Origin of the sequence: Bacillus sp. H1a, from assembly GCF_000633475.1 — a bacterium.
Classification (GTDB): domain Bacteria; phylum Bacillota; class Bacilli; order Bacillales; family Bacillaceae_G; genus Bacillus_A; species Bacillus_A paramycoides.
Genome location: NZ_AYMH01000028.1, coordinates 40,518 through 59,271 on the forward strand (window position 1 = coordinate 40,518; position 18,754 = coordinate 59,271).

Sequence of the window (18,754 nt, forward strand, 5' to 3'; positions counted from 1 at the left end):
CCTTAATTTAAAACCAGTTTCTCTTAACTAACATTTTACATGCTATGCGCAAAAATATAAAATACGGATTTAACAAAAAAAAGATGCTTATTACTAAGCACCTTTTTTCACTCTATCTCCATCAACCGTTTCGCCTCAAAATACAACACTTGAATAAATTTCTTCGTATTAATACGTATATGCCCAGAAGTTGCTACTTCATCTTTCGTCATTTCTGTCATCCGTTTTCTAATTACAGTGAAATCAAAAAATTTCGGCGCATAGCTTTCAAATTTCGGATTCGAAAAGTCTGTTAGTCCAAGAGAAGCTAAATGGTTTAACGATTGATAAATCGCTCTTCGTACCCTTTGTTCAGATGCTTTTCTCTCTTTATCTATATCTGCATCTGAAGCTATATTCTCTAACTTTCTTATCGTTATATGGTGAAAGATATCTTTTAGCGCAGGAAATCCAAATTCAAATGTTTGTGCCTTTTCTTGTCCATATAAATATTCCAGCATACTAAGTAAATCTTTACTTCCATTCTCTCCCGCAATACCGAGTTCTGATAATAAATAGCGTCCTGAATCTGCTATTCTTTTCCCTTCTTGCATTGGCTCATTTCGAACTTGCGGCTGTTCCCATTTGAAAACGTTATTCAATGATTTTTGAATATCATATATAGAACGCTCTAAACGAATACGTTCCATCACTTTCTGTACAACAGATACAACTTCAATTTTATTTAGTGGTTTTGTAATATAATATTCAACACCAAGTGTATACGCCTCACCTATAAGCTGCTTCGATTCAACTTGAGAAATCATAATGATTTTCCCTGAAAAAGAAGATGCAATATGGCGAACTGTTTCAATACCATCTCGCATTGGCATTAATAAATCAATAAATAAAATATCTACTTTTTTAAAATTTAGTTGATCTGCTTCAATAAAAGCTCCGTCTTCCGATTCTCCAATCACTTCCCCAAGATCACCATCTTCAATAATTTGTGAAAGCATAGAGCGGAAAACTTCATCATCATCTACGATATAATAAAACAACTTTATTCCCCTTCCCGCTTTAAACTGCACTCCGGTAAACAAACTACAAACTTACACCCTTCGCCAATTTCTCGATCTTCTAATCTTACTTCTCCTCCGAGTTCTGTTACCATTTCGTTTATGTAGGAAAGACCAATTCCTGTTGACGGTGTTCCCGTTTGATCATACTTTGAAGTAAACCCCGGCTTAAATACTAGTTTCTTATATTTTTGCGCAATACCAGGTCCATCGTCAATTACTTCAAAAAATATACGTTTATCAAGTTTATATAACTTAATAATAATGACACCACTACCCTCAATTGCTTCAACTGCATTTGCAACTAAGTTATTAAAAATTGATAAGACCGTATACACATGATATTCTGCATGCTCACCTTCTATATGTTCGGAAAAACGTATATCTTTTTCTAACATTTCAGCGTACTTCTCATTTATTCTCACAATCATTTCCGCAAGCTCATGACCTTCTACATACTCAGCCACATTTTTATCTAATAACAGTTTAGATAGCCCTGCAAAAATCCTTTGATTATCCTTTTTTATTTCGTGTACTTCCCCCGCTATTTTCAATGCTGTTTTACTACTCGAATCATCGTTCGCTTGTAAATTACGATATAATTGATACGCTTCTTGTGTAATTAACTCCGCATTTTGTAACGTTTTTTTCAAATGAACAGATTCCACATATAAATTAGAAAGGTGCATCAACATTTTCTCATTTTCTTTTCGCACTTGTGATTCTTTTAATTTTGTTTCATACAAATTCATCATATTTAAAAAACCAAGCGCAAAGAAACTACGAAAAATAGCAATAATGATTAGTTTATTCACTTCAGAAACTGTTATCGTTGTGCCAAGCACTAACATGTGATAAAACGCAAGTTCTGACATACTTGCAATAATTTCAATTGTAATACCGAGGCAACCTATAATAATTGGCCTCTGATGGAATTTGTTCACCCTACAAAGCGAAAATAGGCTTCCATAAATAAAATAATAAAAGAACACGGGATAGCGCAAATAAAATGATTCTGTCATATGAAATGACCCTTGTAATATCCAGTCCAGGCATACGCGAAATAATACTACAAACACCCCAACAAGAATACCTGCAACTGCTGCTGGTATTCTTCTTAAAAATAGTAATAAAAAGAAGAAAAGCGGTGTCCCGAAGCTAACACGAAACGTATCGTTGAAAGGATGAAAATTCAGCTCTCCAGCAATCGGAACAACTACCATTAAAATGATTACAAGAGACATATCTTTCTTCCATATTTGATTCCAATTCAAAAGGGCCACTTCCTATGTATTTTTTCAAAAATAAACAAGGAAAGCCCGCTTATTATTATAAACGGGCTTTTTCTCTATATTCTAACCTTTTCTACCGCTTTTATTTGACGATACTCCGGCTTCCACATTGATTCTTTTACTGCTATCTTAATATCGTTATCACTTAAGTTCTCCCTGGCAACACCTTCTGCAACTGCAACTTTCGCTACTTCAATTGCAACCATTTCAGAAATATTACGTAACTCTTCAACTTCTGGCAAGATAGGCGCACCTGGCTTACTTGTATCTACCATACTTGCAACTGCTTCTGCTGCCGCCGCAAACATACCATCTGTCATTACGCTTGCACGAACAACAATTGTTCCAAGACCAAGCCCTGGGAAAATAAGTGCGTTATTTGATTGTCCAATAACATACGTTACACCATTGTATGTAACTGGTTCAAACGGACTTCCTGTTGCAACTAACGCTCTTCCTTCTGTCCACTCGATTAAATCTACTGGTTTTGCTTCAGCAAGTGGCGTTGGATTCGACATTGGTAATATAATTGGTCTCTCTACGTGAGAAGCCATCTCTTTTACAATCTCCTCAGTAAATGCGCCTGCAACAGTTGATGTACCGATTAAAATTGTCGGTTTCACATGTTTCACAACTTCAGCAAGTCCGATAGCATCACTTTGTTTCCACTCGTTCACTTCAGCTACTTTTCTTGCATATGGAATTTGGAAATCAAGAAGATCTTCCATATTATCTGTAATTAACCCGTTACGGTCAATACACCAGAAACGTTCATTTGCTTCTTGCTCTGATAATCCTACGCGAACCATCGCATCTCTTACTTGATCTGCGATACCGATTCCAGCCGTACCAGCACCAAACACAACTACACGGTGTTCATTTAAAGGTACACTAGAAGCTTTCACTGCCGATAATACTGCAGCAAGTGAAACTGCACCTGTACCTTGAATATCATCATTAAACGTACATACGTTATGACGGTATTTATCTAAAATTTTTCGTGCATTACGAGAACTGAAGTCCTCCCAATGTAAAAGTGCTTTCGGGAACTTATTGCCTACAGCTTGCACAAATGTATCAATAAATTCATCGTAAGCTTCACCAGTTACACGTGGATGACGATTTCCAATATAAAATGGATTGTTTAACAGATCTTCGCGGTTTGTACCTACATCTAAAATTACAGGTAATACGCGACTAGGATCGATTCCAACTGCAGCCGTATAAACAGCTAACTTTCCAATCGCAATGTTAATACCACCAACACCCCAGTCACCAATTCCTAATATGCCTTCTCCATCTGTTACAACGACTAAGTCAATATTTTCAGCTGTTGCACCGATATTTGAGAACGCTTCTTCAATACCTGAAGGATCATTAACTGATAAATAAACCCCGCGCGGTTTACGATATTCATGACTATACCTTTGAATTGCTACACCAACAGTAGGTGTATATACAATTGGTAACATTTCACGTAAATGATCTGTTAGTATACGATAAAATAATACTTCATTTCGATCATGTAACGCAGTTAAGTATACATTCTTTAATAAATCATCCGGCTGAGAACAAAATTGTTCATATGCACGGCGCGCTTGTTCATCTAACGTTAAAACCGCTGGTGGCAGTAGTCCCTTTAGCCCTAACTCTTCTCTTTCTTCTTGCGTGAAAGCTACCCCTTTATTTAAAAGTGGTGTTGCTAATACTTCTACTCCTCTTAATGTCGTTTCTAATGAACCATTAGAAGCCACTGTAAACTTACTCATAACATCCCTACCTCTATTCATATATAACATTTCTATATTGTAAACAAAAAAGAGGGGATTGTCCCCCTCTTCTTTTAATTTTTCTTTAAAAGAGTTGCTCCTGCAATCCCTGGATGTGTCATTTCGAATGGGTCTAGAATTAACTCTAATTCTTCTTGTGACAATACACCATTTTTCACACATAGTTCTCGAACGGATTGTCCTGTCGCAATTGCTTCTTTCGCAACGCGAGCTGCTGCTTCATAACCGATATGAGGGTTTACGGCTGTAATAATTCCTACACTCTTCTCAACATACTCTTTTAAGCGATCTTCATTCGCTTCAATTCCTTTTAAGCAATTATCTGTAAAGGCACGGAAACCATTATTCATAATGCTAATAGATTGAAGTAAGTTGAAAACAAGTACTGGTTCCATAACATTTAATTCTAATTGTCCTGCTTCTGAAGCAAGGCAAATTGTATGGTCATTACCAATTACTTGGAACGCAATTTGATTAATTACTTCTGGCATAACAGGGTTTACTTTACCTGGCATAATAGATGAACCTGGTTGACGAGCTGGTAGCATAATTTCTGCTAATCCAACACGTGGACCTGATGCCATTAGTCGAAGGTCGTTCGCAATTTTAGACATGTTCATCATACATACTTTTAATGCTGCAGACACTTCAGTGTACGCATCAGTATTTTGCGTTGCATCCACTAAGTCTTCAGCACCAACAAGCGGTAATTCACTAATCGTAGCTAAATGTTTTACAACTGCTTCAATATACTCTGGATCTGCATTTAAGCCTGTACCAACTGCAGTTGCTCCCATATTTACTTCATATAAATGTTGACGCGATTGCTGAATTCGTTTCATATCACGTTCAAGTACGCGAGAGTATGCTTTGAATTCTTGTCCAAGACGAATTGGCACAGCATCTTGTAAATGTGTACGACCCATTTTAATAACATGATCGAACTGTTCTGCTTTTAATTCAAATACATCATGCATATAACCCATCGTTTGTAATAAGCCTTCTAATGCATTTAATGTTGCAATATGAATAGCTGTTGGGAATGCATCGTTTGTTGATTGCGCCATATTTACATGACTGTTTGGACTAATATAATGATAGTCTCCCTTTTCCATTCCTAATAATTCAAGGGCACGATTGGCAATGACTTCATTTGCGTTCATATTCATTGAAGTTCCTGCACCGCCTTGGATTGGATCAACGATGAAATGATCATGCCATTTCCCATCAAGAATTTCTTGAGATGCTTCTGCAATAGCACCGCCCTTTTTCAATTCCAATCTTCCTACATCTGCATTAGCAAGTGCTGCTGCTTTTTTTACAATTGCGAATGCTTTAATTAAGCCTTCATGAATTTTGTATCCTGTAATTGGGAAGTTTTCTACTGCACGCATAGTCTGTACACCATAATACGCATACATTGGTACTTCTTTTTCACCTAGAAAATCTTTTTCAATTCGCACACCATTTTTAACTTCAGTTAATGTTGCCATGATTATTCACTCCTTAACGATTTCTTATGCTGCTTCTGTTTGTTTGACTGCTTCTACATATTGTTTTGCTTTCTCATTATCGAATTCGCCTTCCCACTTCGACATAACAATGGCAGCTAATGCATTTCCTAATACATTGACAGCTGAGCGAATCATATCTAAAATACGGTCAATTCCCGCAATTAATGCGATACCTTCTAACGGTAAGCCCATTGATCCTAACGTTGCTAATACAACAACGAACGATGCACCTGGAACTCCCGCCATACCTTTGGATGTTAACATGAGAACGAATAATAACGTTATTTGCTCCGTCAGTGACATATGGATACCATACATTTGTGCAACAAACAATGCCGCTAACGCTTGATAAATAGCTGATCCAGTCAAGTTAAATGTATAACCTGTCGGAATTACGAAAGAGGCAACTGCCTTTGGACAACCGAACTCTTCCATTTTTCTCATTATATTAGGCAAAACAGCCTCTGAACTTGCTGTCGTAAATGAAAGAATAAGTTCTTCTTTTAAAATTTTCATTAATGTAAAAATGTTTACTCCTACCATTCGTGCATTAATACCTAATACAATCACAACGAATAGTATAACAGTTACGTATACAGCTAGCACTAGTTTTCCTAAAGGAAGTAGTGTGGCCACACCAAATTTTGCAACCGTAACAGCAATTAATGCGAATACACCAAATGGTGCGAATTTCATAACTTGATTTGTAACCCAAAACATTGCTTCGAGTACGCCTTCAAAGAAGTTAAAGACAGGCTTTCCTTTTTCGCCAATTGCCGCAACCCCTAAACCGAATAATACTGAGAAGAATATAATCGGTAATAAGTCACCTTGCGCAATAGATTCAAATATATTTTTCGGTACAATATGAACAATCGTTTCAGCAAAACCTTTCTTCTCTGTAGCATCTGCTGTTTGTTTATAAGAAGAAATATCACTTTGCTGTAAATTATTCATATCAACGCCAGTACCTGGTTGGAATATATTCGCTGCAAGTAATCCCATTAAAATAGCAATCGTCGTAATGATTTCGAAATAAAGAATTGTCTTACCACCCAGTTTCCCAAGCTTCTTCATATCTCCTACACCAGCTACCGCAACAATTAATGCTGAAATAACAATTGGTACTACAATCATTTTAATTAAATGAATAAATATATCCCCAATTGGTGTAATATAAGAAATCGCCGTTTTATTGCCATAAAAGATTGCCCCTACTACAATCCCTAAAACAAGCGCGACAAAAATTTGTGTTGCCAATCCGAATTTTTTCATTTATGTTCATCCCCTTCATGCGAACGCTTTCAATTTGTATTTATAAAAGCTTACTCACACATGATATAAGCGAACCTACAAAATCATACAAAAACCTACAAGTTTGTCACAAAAAATTCAAATATTTTTCTTCTATTTTTCATTGACACCATTTTGTTAAAAAACGATAAAATATACTTGATAAGTAATCAGATTGTTTCGTATAATCAAAAAGATATATACTTACAACAAATCGAACTGAAAAGGGGTGGATGTTATGAAAAATTGTGTACAGAAATTCATCCTATCTTCTTCTTTTCTTTTTCATTTTCTTAGTAAGGAACAAGGGCATTCGCCTTTGTTCCTTTTTTATTGTCATTTATATAGGGGGAATTGTTATGAAGCCATATAAACGTGTCTTAATTAAATTAAGCGGTGGTGCACTTGCTGATCAATCTGGAAATAGCTTTAACTCCAAACGGTTAGAACATATTGCAAACGAAATTTTATCCATTGTTGATTTAGGTATCGAAGTCTCTATCGTCATTGGCGGCGGTAACATTTTCAGAGGTCATCTAGCAGAAGAATGGGGAATTGATCGTGTAGAAGCTGATAATATCGGGACGTTAGGTACGATAATTAACAGCTTAATGCTTCGCGGCGTTTTAACAAGTAAAACTGATAGAGAAGTGCGCGTTATGACTTCCATCCCTTTTAATGCAGTAGCTGAACCTTATATTCGCCTACGCGCAGTACATCATTTAGATAACGGCTATATCGTCATTTTCGGTGGTGGTAACGGGCAACCGTTCGTTACGACAGATTATCCAAGTGTACAAAGAGCCATTGAAATGAATAGTGACGCCATTTTAGTCGCAAAACAAGGCGTAGACGGGGTCTTTACAAGTGATCCAAAACATAATAAATCAGCAAAAATGTATCGAAAACTAAACTATAATGATGTTGTTAGGCAGAACATACAAGTAATGGACCAAGCGGCTTTATTACTTGCTCGGGACTACAATTTACCGGCACACGTCTTTAACTTTGATGAGCCTGGAGTCATGAAGAAAATATGTTTAGGGGAACATGTGGGGACGTTGATTAATGATGAGGTTACTAAGCTTGTACATGAAAAATAACCATTTTCATCAAAAAAGGGTGTCCTTTATAGACGCCCTTTCTTCCTTAATTATCATAAATAAAAATCAACTAATCCCGCCAATTTCTCCTTACAACGCTCCCAAAAAGATAACCTCTCAAAAAATTCTTTCGTCATCTCTTTCGAATCATGAAAATCTTGCGTTAACACCTCATTTGCTTGCGCTATGATAGGACCACCGTGAATATACAAGTTCATCTCATCATTTATATAGAAGCTACGTGCAGTAAAGTTTGTTGTACCGATAACGGTTAATTCATTATCAATAAGCATTAACTTCCCATGGAACATCCCTTTTTTATATCCATATACAGTAATTCTATGCTTAACAGCTTGACGTATGTATGGATATGCCGCCTCTTTAATAAGAGGAATATCTGGTTTATATGACCAAAGGATTTTTACTGTAACACCACGTTTTTGTGCTCCAATTAAAGCATTCATTAACTCTTTATTTTTCGCTATGAAATACGGCGTTGCAATTACAATCGAATGCTTCGCTTGTTTTATTAACTCTATATATTTTTCAGCGACGTGATGCCCATTGTAACTAGCCATAGTATGAAATGTGTTCCCCTTACTAGCCTTATTCGTACTTCGTTTTATATCTTCTTTCGTGTCTCGTTTCCAATCTAAAGAAAACTGCTCTTCTAAATCTTTCGCTCCTTCTCCTCTTATCCGAACATGGTAATCACGCCAATATCCAAATCGCTTATCTTTTCCTAAGTACTCATCCCCTATATTAAAACCACCCGTATAACCAATTTCTCCATCAATCGTCGTAATACGGCGATGATTCCGATGATGAAGGGAATAAAATCCGAATGGCAATTCAGGTTTTCTACTATATGTAAAATGAACACCGCTTTCCTGTAATTCATTTTTCATCTTTCTTTCGAATGACAAATCATTAATTAAATCCACTGATAAATATACAGTTACTCCTTCTTTCGCCTTCTTTTTCAATAACTTTAAAAAAGTATGGCTACTTTTGTCATCTGACAAAATGTAAAAATAAGTGTAGATGGAGCTTTTTGCTTTTTTAATATCTTCAAATAGCTGCTCATACAATGATTTCCCTTCTACATATAATTGAAAGTCACTATAATGAGGCGTATACTCTGTCGGCATATTTTTCCCAGCTTCCATTTTCCGTCCGAGCGTAACGTCAATATGCATCCCAATTAAAACAAAAACGAATATACCAATAATAATAGAAGCAACTCGCAATATCTTTTTTATCATTTTAACTTCCTTCCGCTCAAATTACTTTCTAATCCGTAGTGTTTCATTAAAATACATTTTCATACAAAATGTATTCCCCACTTTTGGGGGATGTTAAAAAGTTAAAGGAGCAGCAGAATATGAAAATAAGAAAAACTCCTATTATTTTTATACCCGGTCTTTTCGGTTCAATGAGTAATGTTATTATTCCGGGGACTGGTAATTGGAGCTTTGGACTTTCTGCATTTGTTTATGAGCCATTCATTATGATGTTAGAAAGTATGGGCTATGAACGAAATAAAAACCTGTTTATCTGTTTTTATGACTGGCGACAGCGTATAGCTTTCTCTACTCAAAAATATTTATTAAAAACGATTGCTTATGTTAAAAAATTTACAGGGTGCGATAAACTGAATTTAGTTTGTCATAGTATGGGGGGACTTCTTGCACGTTCTTACGTTCAAAGTGAAGAATATGAAAATGATGTGGAGCAACTTATTATACTTTGTACACCAAGCGCTGGATCTCCGCCTAATTATAGTTATTGGACTGGAGGCAGTCTCCCTGTCCATGCCTCTTCTAAAATAAATATCGTTCATTTTTATATGGAACAATACATTCACTACTTAAGCACCTTACACAAAATGAATAAAGTTGAAGCGATACACCGTTACTTTCCAGGATTACAAGATGTTGTTCCTTGTAAAGATTACGGAAATTATTTATTTGTAAGATGCGGCTCTTCTATTACATTTCTTCCTTATAGTAAGATGCACACGAAAAACCCTTTCCTCGATACATTAAATGAAAATAGATTTATTATCGAGAAAAGAAATATTGAAACTACACTCATTGCAGGAGATGGAGAGGAAACAATTCAATATTTACAAGTCGTCCCTTCACATTCAAAACTGGAATGGGCATACGGAAAAGTCGTCGGTGATATACTTACAAAACATGGTGACGGTAACGCTGTTTTACATAGCGTTTTTCTTTTAGATGGTAATAAATATATTGTGCAAGCTTCACATAATGAAGTGCTCTATAAAAGCATTCCTATATTACAAAAGATACTCTAAATTATGAACAAAAAAAGTGCGGCATTACGCCACACCTTTTTTCATTAAATGAAGTTCCTTGCATCATTATTTCTTCCAAACTTATAAATCGCAATTAAGAAGAATGCTATCGCAAAGGCGAATAAGATTAAAATATTTAAATACAACTCAGAAAACGGAATTCCTTGCTGTAGTTTTGAGATGGTGTCTAGTAACCAGCGTTGTGGAAGGAAATCAGCTACTTTTTGTACTGCTTTCGGCATGATGTCATATGGAAAATAACATCCCGCTAATAAACATGTCGGTACTATCACTATATTTTGCATTGCATTTGAAGCAGTCGAACTTTTCGAAAACGACACAATGACTAATGATAAACCAATTGCGATTAAAGCAAATATCATAAGTACACCAATCATCACTATGAAAGGCATATTAATATTTGTGTGAAAAACATTCGTCATAAATAATACTGCAATTACAATTTGTACTGTTAATATCATCATATTTACTGCGACATTAGATAATATAAATTTCTTTCCGTCAATCGGCGTTGATAGTAATCTAAAATACGTTCTGTTCTCTTTTTCTTTTAAAATAAATCCTGATAAGTTTACCGCTGAAAATAGCATAAACATGATAAGATAGCCCATCGTTTGATTTGTCATATCTTTATTTTTCGAAGTATCTTCAAGTGTCTCAGCCTTTACTTTAAATGAACTTTTTTGATACCCTGCATACATATTATTAAACGTACTTTGATCCGTCCCTGCCACTTTACTAATCGCAGCGATATTATCAACATAGTTATATAAATATGATTTTATAAACCCCGTTACTTGATCGCCTTTAATCGATGAAATCTCAATATGGCTCGGTTTCCCTTCTCGAACACTTTCCGAAAAACCGGACTCTAATGTAATAACACCATCAAGTTTTTTTGAAGTGAGTTTATCTTCTACTTCAGACTCCTTAACTTTACTTACATTTACATGATTTAATCCTTCTAAAAATTTCACTGTATCATTTGCTATAGGCTGATTTTCTTTATTTATTACCCCGATATTTAACGTTCCTTGCCCCACATTTCCATATATCGAAAAGGAGATAAGCGTTCCTATTATCGGCAAGCTAATAATAATTAGTAACCCTTTTTTATTTTTTAGAAGTACAGATAACGTTTTTTGTATGAGCCATAAAATATCTTCCATACTATAGCCCCTCCCGTCTACGTAATGCAATAATCGCAATTAATAAAAAGAGTGCTGAAATTCCGAGGTTTAAAGATATTACCGGCAGTGCCGCCCCTATGTCATTTGCATAAATAATTTTCATAATGGCTGTGTTTGCCCACGTTAATGGCGATAAATTCGTAACGACATTTTCTTCAACTACGAAATAAGCACCACCAAAAATAGAAGCTAATTGCACAACAACCATAATAATTGCTCTAGATGCCTCACCTGTTTTTGTAATATATCCGATCCCTAAACCGAAGCTAATTGCTAGAAAGACCTCTGTTAGTAAAATAATAAATATGATTCCAAGATGGTCGCCCCAATTCGCTTGAAAAACAAATTTACTAAATAAAACAACGAGTAATAGACAAAGTGCATTTGCTACAAGACTACCGAGCACTTTCCCAATGAAAATTTCAGCCTTACTTATAGGTGCTGCAATTAAACGATCTCCTGTTTTACGCACCCGTTCTCCTCGAATTAAAAAACTCGCCCCCATTGCAGCATACAGCGCAATCATTGTCGTCATTACAACCGCATAGTAATCCATAGAACCTGGTTTTTTAGCAGCATGTAAAGATGTTTCTTTAATATAATCATTATGATTTCCGTTTGAAATAACTGCACTAACCTTACTCGGATCTACTTTTGCAACTTCAACTGCTACATTGTACTTATCAACAAATGTCGTAAGCATTCCTTCAACAATACTTCCCTCAATACTACTTCTGTCGCTTCCGTAAAATTTCGCACCATCTTTATTTAATTCTACATATGCAGCATAATTATTTTGCTTCACTTCTTCTTTACCATCTATACCTTCGGAAGCTTTTTTAAAATGAATACCCGATTTATCGACTTCTTTCGTAAACGCTTCAAATGATTGAGAAAACGTGCTACTCGCTTCATCTTTATAAAGCACTTGTATATCTTTAATCGAATGACTATCGCTATTAAATGCGTTACTTAACGCTGTTCCTAATACAAGCATAAGCACAATCGGAAATGCCAACATAAAAACTAAAGTTCTTACGTCTCTGAAATCTCTTTTAATGTGCATAACTGCAATATTGAAGATGTTCAATCGATGAACCTCCCTTTTCTATTCTTAAAATCACTTTATTTATCTCGTAAGTTTCTTCCAGTCAATGTAAGGAATACTGTTTCTAAGTTCGGAGCCTGCTCCTCTAACGAACGAATTTCAATGTCATGATTAATAAAGTGTTGAATAATTTTATTTAAATTATTTAATCCTGCATCAGAATTTACTTTAATTACGTTCTCTTCAATTTGAACAGCTTTCACACCATTTATCTCTTTTAATTTTTCAACGTCTAAATTTTCTACTGACTTTACTTCAATCCAAATATCTTTCGTATCTGTAATAATCGCTTTTAACTGTTCTTTCGTTCCTTCTGCAATCACTTTACCGTGATCTACAATTGCTATTTTCGTACAGATTTCCTCTACTTCTTCCATGTAGTGACTCGTATAAATAATGGTGCTACCCATTTCATTTAATTTTCGGACAGACTGAAGGATATAGTTTCTTGACTGCGGATCAATTCCAACTGTTGGCTCATCCATAATAATTAACTTCGGTCTATGTGCAATTGCACAAGCAATATTCAGCCTTCTTTTCATCCCGCCAGAAAAGTTTTTCGGGTAACTTTTATGTTTATCACTAAGCCCCACAAATTGAAGTGCTTCCTCTACTCTCGCTTTTAACTCTGCTCCTCTTAGTCCGTACAATCCGGCAAAGAATTTCACATTTTCATAGGCAGTTAGCTCTTCGTATATTGCTATATCTTGCGGAACAATACCGATGTTCATTTTCGCAAATCGATTATTTTTCTTTATATTTTTTCCTAGTATGCTAATTTCACCTTCATTACTTCTTAACAATCCAGCAATCATATTTATCGTGGTACTCTTACCAGCACCATTTGATCCTAAAAACCCAAATATTTCTCCTTCATTAATAGATAAAGACATATTATCTACCGCGATGAAGTCACCAAATTTTTTCGTTAAATTTTTAATTTCCAATGTGTTCATCATTTCACCCCTATTTCGGTTTCTCTGCTGTTATTATAAACAAAAAGAATGAACCTGCTCAGTGCAGAAGTTCATTCTTTTCACATGAGATTATTCACTTTTTTCATATGAGATGATTCATCTTCGTCCCATTCCCTTATATCGGCAACAACATTGTTACTGAAAAACCACTTGTCCCATCTACAATAATTTTACCGTTTACAGACGCTGTTCTCTCCTCCATCCCCATAATACCGAGACCTTTTTTAACAAGAACTGCACCTTTCCCGTTATCCTTTACTTGAACTTTAATCACCTTGTTCAACACGTGAATATCTATTGAGATGACTGTCGCATCAGCGTATTTCATCGCATTTGTTAACGCCTCCGTAACATTTTCACCGATAATCTTCCACTGAATTGGAGAAATCATATCTAAATTCCCTTTATATACAAATGGAATATTTACATCATGCTTACCGGCAAATTCCTCTATGAATAATTTCATACGATGAATACCAATTTGCTCTGTTGGTGGCTTCATATTTTTTAATGTAATCCGAATGCTTTCAATGCCGTCTTTCGAAATATGGATTGCATTTTGTAATAACTCAGCAGATTTCACTTTATCTATTTCCATTAATCTCTTCGCTGCTTCCATTTGAATAAGTGCACCCGTCATCGAGTGACCAATTTTATCATGAATTTCTTGAGATAATCGATTTCTCTCCTCCAACTTAAATGTGTATTCTGATTGCCTTATGTAATCTTTATTTTCATTTAAACTTTTCGTAAGTCTTTGTATGTCTTTTCTCATTTTATCATTTTGCATTTCGAGTTTTAATAATCGTGCTATATAGCGGTGGGCTATCGTTAAGGAAAAAAAACAAAATGCACTAATAAGTCCATACGTCATTTGAATATCTTCACCTATAAAAATAATAGGAAGGATCATAATGAAAAAGATTAACCATTTCTTTTCTATATAATAAGTTGCAATTTCATATAAGTTCAAAGGTAAAAACAAAATAAAAAACGGATGAATCTTCCACGTAAACAGTATGATTACGCCAACTGACACGCAGATTAAAGCCTTATTGTACGTATCTTTTTTTAATATAGAAATCATCACATTTATAGAAAGATATATAAGCAAAGTAAGTATAATCCACGGTAAGTTCGTAACATTTAAATGAATGTAGCTGAACACTATATATAAAAAGACAATAAGTTTACTTACAGTTAACCAAAATTCCATATCATTAATCTACTTTCCCTGTTAAGTAATAAATCGCAATTTGTGTGCGATGTTCAAGTCCAGTTTTCCCTAAAATAGATGTAATATAATTTGCAATCGTTCCTTCTGATATGAAAAGTTGCTTTGAAATCTCTTTATTCGAAAATCCTTTTGCAATTAATGCGATAATACTAAGCTCTCTTTCTGTGAAAAGGCTCTTATCTATTTTAGACTCCGTTTCTTTATTTTCTAGTAAATTACTCTTAATTTTATCAAGCACCACATCTTGCATAACAGTTTGGCCGTTATATACTCCTTTTATTGCATCACGAATACGCTCCGGATCGTTATTTTTTAATAAATAACCTTTCGCTCCGTTTTTCACTGCGTCCAAAATATATTCATCATCATCAAACGTCGTTAAAATAAGAGGTTTCGTTTTTGTCTCTTCACAAATTAACTTCGTCGCCTCTACCCCATTCATGTTTGGCATACGAACATCTAAAAGCACAATATCAACTTCATGCTTTTTACAATACGCTACAGCCTCTTTTCCATCATTTACAGTTTCTAAAACTTCGAACTCTTCGTATGTATTTAAAATAATTTTCATGCCTTCTCTAATAAAAGAATTATCGTCTGCTATTAATATTTTAATTTTCATATTTGTTAGTATGGACCTCTCCCGACTAACATTCACATCCTTTCTCCGTGTAACATTTCCTACTTGCTCATTATATACTTCTCTCTACCATTTTTTCACACCTTTTTCATATAGCCCTCCTGCAAAAAATATATTATTCTTTTTTTACAACATGTGTAGGGTGACTTATCATTTCTTACGTCTATATAATAGAATGCGTCAAAAAGGAGGGAGAGACCGATTGAGGAAAAACAATTAATTGAAAAAGCACAGCAAGGAAGCGAACATGCTTTTCGTATCCTTGTACAAACATATCGTCATTATATTTTTCAAGTTATCTTTTCTATTTTAAGACATGAAGAAGATGCTAAAGATGTTACACAAGAAGTATTCGTAAAAATTCATACCTCTCTCCCTAACTATCAATTTCGCGGATTAAAAACGTGGATGGCACGTATTGCGACTAATCACGCTATTGATTATAAGAGGAAGAAAGCTAGAGAACACGAAGAACTCTCCTTATGTAAAGAAACTGAGGAAAATATAAAATCCTCTCATAACATTGAAGCTTTACTATTGACGAAAGAGCAAAAATTATTGATTGCTCAAAAACTAAGAGAACTTCCGGAAAATTACCGTGATGTTGTTCTCGCGCATTACTTAGAGGAAAAAAGCTATCAAGAAATTGCTTTTCAGGAAAACATCGAAGTGAAAACAGTCGAAATGAAACTGTATAGGGCAAGAAAATGGATTAAAAAACATTGGAAGGAGGAAGAGTTTCTATGACGCATTATACAAAAGAGGATTGGAGCAATTATACGCTAGATCTTATAGCTAGCAATGAACGTGAGTCTATGGAAGAACACCTTTATGAATGTGATCATTGTTTAGCACTTTATATGGAAAGTATTGATGAACAACACGAAAACCTTCCAATGATAAGTGATGATTCATTTACGAACGAAGTTATGACGCAAATTAATTTTGAAACGCTACAACCTAATGAAAATATAAAAACAAACTCTCTAAAGCGCACGATTATTCATTACATAATTGCAACTGCGGCTACAATTATTTTTATGGTAAGTGGTTTATTCCACTCTATTTTTACAGCGACATCAAATTTCGAGAAATCTTCAAAACATAATGAGACTTCTATCTCACAACAAATTGTAAACAAAGTGGTAGACACATCAAAAAAGGACGGAGGTTCAGAGCATGAATAAAAATCCCTTTTTAGCACTTGTATTAGGGCTAATTCCTGGGCTTGGACATTTATATTTAAAAAAGATAGGACGGTTTATTTTATATAGCGGAGGAGCTTTATTACTATTTATTGCTACAGCAGGTATTACAGTTCTCTACGGAGATCATAAAATTATTTTTCTTCTCCTATTTTTATTTACAGCTTTATGGACAATCAATTTAATTGACTTAGTCATTACTCTTATAAATCAATCACAAAAACAAGATGCAGAACAAAATCTAGAAACTACTAAAGAAAGTGAAAGATTTTATATCATTCTCCTATCAATCATCCCTGGACTTGGACATTTTCAGTTAGGACTTATGCAGCGTGGTCTTACATTTTTAGTTGCATGCACAGGCCTAGGTAGCATGATTGTATTTGTTACATTACTAACTCATCAAGAAGGTTTCCTTATTTTCCTTATTACGCTACCTGTTTTATGGATTTATAACTTCTTTGACGTTGTTCAGCAACTACAGAAGAAAGAACGTGGTGAGCAACTAGATGATCGTACTATTTTCGAAGATTTTGAAGAACATCGAGAACTAGGCAAGAAAAGTAAAACATTCGCTTCTATTTTGGCAATGTTCCCTGGAGCAGGACATATGTATTTAGGCTTGCAACGCCGTGGTCTTCAGCTTATGGCAGCCTTTTTACTATCTATTTATTTACTCGATTTATTAAGACTCTCTGCGTTTTTATTTTTAGTACCAATTATTTGGTTTTATAGCTTTTTTGACACATTACAGCAAACAGCAAAATATGGAAAAGAACGTGTAAATGACGAGCCTATTATCGATTATTTCATAAATCATCAAAGATGGATCGGCATTGGGTTAATAGCATTAGGTGGTTATTATTTATTAGATCAAACACTCCTTCCTATTTTGGACAACTATTTTGCAACTATATTTAATATTCATCTTAGCGAACTGTATTATAGATATTTCCAAACATCTATCGTTGCGCTCCTTTTAATTGGTGGCGGCTTTAAATTGTTACTTGGAAATAAAGAAAACAAAGGTGGTACAAAAGAATGAGAACATGGCGCGTTGGAACATTTTCAATGGGGCTTTCTATTATTGCATTAGGTTGCTTCTTACTATTTTCAGTTATTAAAGGTACTCAAGTACTAGATACATTGACAGCGTGGTGGCCTGTTTTACTTATCATACTTGGTGCTGAAATTTTACTATACCTTCTATTTTCTAAGAAGGAACAATCATTTATTAAATATGATATTTTTAGTATTTTCTTTATCGGAGTTTTAGGAAGCGTTGGAATTGCTTTTTACTGTTTATTATCAACTGGATTACTAGAAGAAGTTCGTCATTCTATTAACACAACTAGGCAAACGAGTAATATTCCAGATGGACAACTTGATATACCTGAATCTATCAAAAAAATCGTAGTGGATGCGGGGCAGCATCCACTAACGATAGAGGGAAATAATACAAATCAAATTCATCTATTTGGAACATATGAAATGACGACGAAAGCAAATGAAAAACTAAATTTAAAACGAGAGGATTTCCTTTCAGTTCAAACAGCTGGAGAAACGATGTATATAACTTTAAAATCATTACCGGTTCAGCATACGTTATTTAACTCTTCACCACAGGTGAAACCAACACTCGTTCTTCCACAAAATAAAAATGTAGAAATTCGTGCTTCAAATAACGAACTATCTCTTTATCCAGGTCAATTACAAAATAATTGGTTTGTACAAAACAGTTCAAGCGTATCTGTTCATTTAGCAAAAGAAAGTGATGTTTCTTTAACAGCCGTAACAAATCAAAAAGAAACTCATGGAAACACACCTTGGGAACAAGTAGAAGATTTAACGAAAAAGGAAGATAATACTTCAGAAGACAATCCTGAATTAAACGAACAAGAACATTGGTATAAAAACTCAATTAAAACAGGAAATGGGACGTATAAATTAAATATTGAGAAGGCTTATAATTTAAATATGAGCGTTATCGAAAAGTAAAAAAC

General features: G+C 34.8%; 17 protein-coding genes. 6 read left to right on the forward strand and 11 right to left on the reverse strand.

From position 1 onward, the window contains the following. Positions 1-107: 107 nt before the first annotated feature. From U860_RS0113625 to U860_RS0113645, 5 genes are all read right to left on the reverse strand, one after another. Positions 108-1,040 (reverse strand): response regulator, encoded by a 933-nt coding sequence (locus U860_RS0113625; RefSeq protein WP_025148953.1) that lies wholly within the window; start codon positions 1,038-1,040, stop codon positions 108-110. Positions 1,041-1,042: 2 nt separating this feature from the next. After that, entirely contained in the window at positions 1,043-2,341 is a 1,299-nt protein-coding gene (locus U860_RS0113630; protein WP_088030279.1) for a sensor histidine kinase, read from the reverse strand. A 65-nt stretch (positions 2,342-2,406) separates the two neighbouring features. After that, positions 2,407-4,119, reverse strand: a complete 1,713-nt coding sequence (malS, locus tag U860_RS0113635; RefSeq protein ID WP_025148955.1) for an oxaloacetate-decarboxylating malate dehydrogenase — start codon at positions 4,117-4,119, stop codon at positions 2,407-2,409. 74 nt (positions 4,120-4,193) lie between these two features. Continuing rightward, a complete protein-coding gene (gene aspA, locus U860_RS0113640; RefSeq protein ID WP_025148956.1) occupies positions 4,194-5,633 on the reverse strand; it encodes an aspartate ammonia-lyase in 1,440 nt (479 codons plus the stop codon). Between the two features lie 24 nt (positions 5,634-5,657). After that, the gene (locus tag U860_RS0113645; protein WP_025148957.1) at positions 5,658-6,929 is read right to left on the reverse strand and encodes a cation:dicarboxylase symporter family transporter; all 1,272 of its coding nucleotides are present in this window, start codon (positions 6,927-6,929) and stop codon (positions 5,658-5,660) included. Between the two features lie 377 nt (positions 6,930-7,306). On the opposite strand from U860_RS0113645, the gene pyrH reads away from it, so the two are divergent. Then, positions 7,307-8,050: a UMP kinase gene (gene pyrH / locus U860_RS0113650; RefSeq protein ID WP_025148958.1), complete on the forward strand. Its 744-nt coding sequence runs from the start codon at positions 7,307-7,309 to the stop codon at positions 8,048-8,050. A 53-nt stretch (positions 8,051-8,103) separates the two neighbouring features. Here the strand turns inward: pyrH and U860_RS0113655 are convergent, their stop codons facing one another. Then, positions 8,104-9,315, reverse strand: a complete 1,212-nt coding sequence (locus U860_RS0113655) for a phospholipase D-like domain-containing protein (protein WP_025148959.1) — start codon at positions 9,313-9,315, stop codon at positions 8,104-8,106. A gap of 119 nt (positions 9,316-9,434) precedes the next feature. On the opposite strand from U860_RS0113655, the gene U860_RS0113660 reads away from it, so the two are divergent. Further along, positions 9,435-10,373, forward strand: a complete 939-nt coding sequence (locus U860_RS0113660; RefSeq protein ID WP_025148960.1) for an acetyltransferase — start codon at positions 9,435-9,437, stop codon at positions 10,371-10,373. Positions 10,374-10,417: 44 nt separating this feature from the next. On the opposite strand, the gene U860_RS0113665 is transcribed toward U860_RS0113660, so the two are convergent. The 5 genes from U860_RS0113665 to U860_RS0113685 all read right to left on the reverse strand — a co-directional run bounded on the left by U860_RS0113665 (position 10,418) and on the right by U860_RS0113685 (position 15,528). Continuing rightward, entirely contained in the window at positions 10,418-11,563 is a 1,146-nt protein-coding gene (locus U860_RS0113665; protein ID WP_025148961.1) for an ABC transporter permease, read from the reverse strand. 1 nt (position 11,564) lies between these two features. Continuing rightward, positions 11,565-12,674: an ABC transporter permease gene (locus tag U860_RS0113670; RefSeq protein WP_025148962.1), complete on the reverse strand. Its 1,110-nt coding sequence runs from the start codon at positions 12,672-12,674 to the stop codon at positions 11,565-11,567. A 35-nt stretch (positions 12,675-12,709) separates the two neighbouring features. After that, the gene (locus U860_RS0113675; protein ID WP_025148963.1) at positions 12,710-13,648 is read right to left on the reverse strand and encodes an ABC transporter ATP-binding protein; all 939 of its coding nucleotides are present in this window, start codon (positions 13,646-13,648) and stop codon (positions 12,710-12,712) included. Between the two features lie 136 nt (positions 13,649-13,784). Then, positions 13,785-14,885, reverse strand: coding sequence for a histidine kinase (locus U860_RS0113680; protein ID WP_025148964.1), 1,101 nt, complete (start codon positions 14,883-14,885; stop codon positions 13,785-13,787). 4 nt (positions 14,886-14,889) lie between these two features. Further along, positions 14,890-15,528 carry a response regulator transcription factor gene (locus tag U860_RS0113685; protein ID WP_025148965.1) on the reverse strand — a complete coding sequence of 213 codons (639 nt, stop codon included), beginning with the start codon at positions 15,526-15,528 and terminating at the stop codon, positions 14,890-14,892. Positions 15,529-15,804: 276 nt separating this feature from the next. On the opposite strand from U860_RS0113685, the gene U860_RS0113690 reads away from it, so the two are divergent. The 4 genes from U860_RS0113690 to exsE are packed head-to-tail and all read left to right on the forward strand — an operon-like array spanning position 15,805 to position 18,749. Beyond that, the gene (locus U860_RS0113690) at positions 15,805-16,293 is read left to right on the forward strand and encodes an RNA polymerase sigma factor (RefSeq protein ID WP_071730900.1); all 489 of its coding nucleotides are present in this window, start codon (positions 15,805-15,807) and stop codon (positions 16,291-16,293) included. Further along, a complete protein-coding gene (locus U860_RS0113695) occupies positions 16,290-16,733 on the forward strand; it encodes a hypothetical protein (RefSeq protein ID WP_025148966.1) in 444 nt (147 codons plus the stop codon). The genes U860_RS0113690 and U860_RS0113695 overlap by 4 nt, the downstream gene beginning before the upstream one ends. Then, on the forward strand, positions 16,726-17,796 hold the full coding sequence (locus tag U860_RS0113700) for a hypothetical protein (protein WP_025148967.1): 1,071 nt from the start codon (positions 16,726-16,728) through the stop codon (positions 17,794-17,796). The genes U860_RS0113695 and U860_RS0113700 overlap by 8 nt, the downstream gene beginning before the upstream one ends. After that, positions 17,793-18,749 carry an exosporium protein ExsE gene (gene exsE, locus U860_RS0113705; protein WP_025148968.1) on the forward strand — a complete coding sequence of 319 codons (957 nt, stop codon included), beginning with the start codon at positions 17,793-17,795 and terminating at the stop codon, positions 18,747-18,749. Before U860_RS0113700 ends, exsE begins: the two co-directional genes overlap by 4 nt. Positions 18,750-18,754: the final 5 nt, after the last annotated feature.

Coding starts and splice junctions, on each gene's coding strand:
- malS (WP_025148955.1), bottom strand. CDS start 4,119: ATGAGTAAGTTTACAGTGGCTTCTAATGGTTCATTAGAAACGACATTA.
- aspA (WP_025148956.1), bottom strand. CDS start 5,633: ATGGCAACATTAACTGAAGTTAAAAATGGTGTGCGAATTGAAAAAGAT.
- U860_RS0113645 (WP_025148957.1), bottom strand. CDS start 6,929: ATGAAAAAATTCGGATTGGCAACACAAATTTTTGTCGCGCTTGTTTTA.
- pyrH (WP_025148958.1), top strand. CDS start 7,307: ATGAAGCCATATAAACGTGTCTTAATTAAATTAAGCGGTGGTGCACTT.
- U860_RS0113655 (WP_025148959.1), bottom strand. CDS start 9,315: ATGATAAAAAAGATATTGCGAGTTGCTTCTATTATTATTGGTATATTC.
- U860_RS0113660 (WP_025148960.1), top strand. CDS start 9,435: ATGAAAATAAGAAAAACTCCTATTATTTTTATACCCGGTCTTTTCGGT.
- U860_RS0113665 (WP_025148961.1), bottom strand. CDS start 11,563: ATGGAAGATATTTTATGGCTCATACAAAAAACGTTATCTGTACTTCTA.
- U860_RS0113675 (WP_025148963.1), bottom strand. CDS start 13,648: ATGAACACATTGGAAATTAAAAATTTAACGAAAAAATTTGGTGACTTC.
- U860_RS0113680 (WP_025148964.1), bottom strand. CDS start 14,885: ATGGAATTTTGGTTAACTGTAAGTAAACTTATTGTCTTTTTATATATA.
- U860_RS0113685 (WP_025148965.1), bottom strand. CDS start 15,528: ATGAAAATTAAAATATTAATAGCAGACGATAATTCTTTTATTAGAGAA.
- U860_RS0113695 (WP_025148966.1), top strand. CDS start 16,290: ATGACGCATTATACAAAAGAGGATTGGAGCAATTATACGCTAGATCTT.
- U860_RS0113700 (WP_025148967.1), top strand. CDS start 16,726: ATGAATAAAAATCCCTTTTTAGCACTTGTATTAGGGCTAATTCCTGGG.
- exsE (WP_025148968.1), top strand. CDS start 17,793: ATGAGAACATGGCGCGTTGGAACATTTTCAATGGGGCTTTCTATTATT.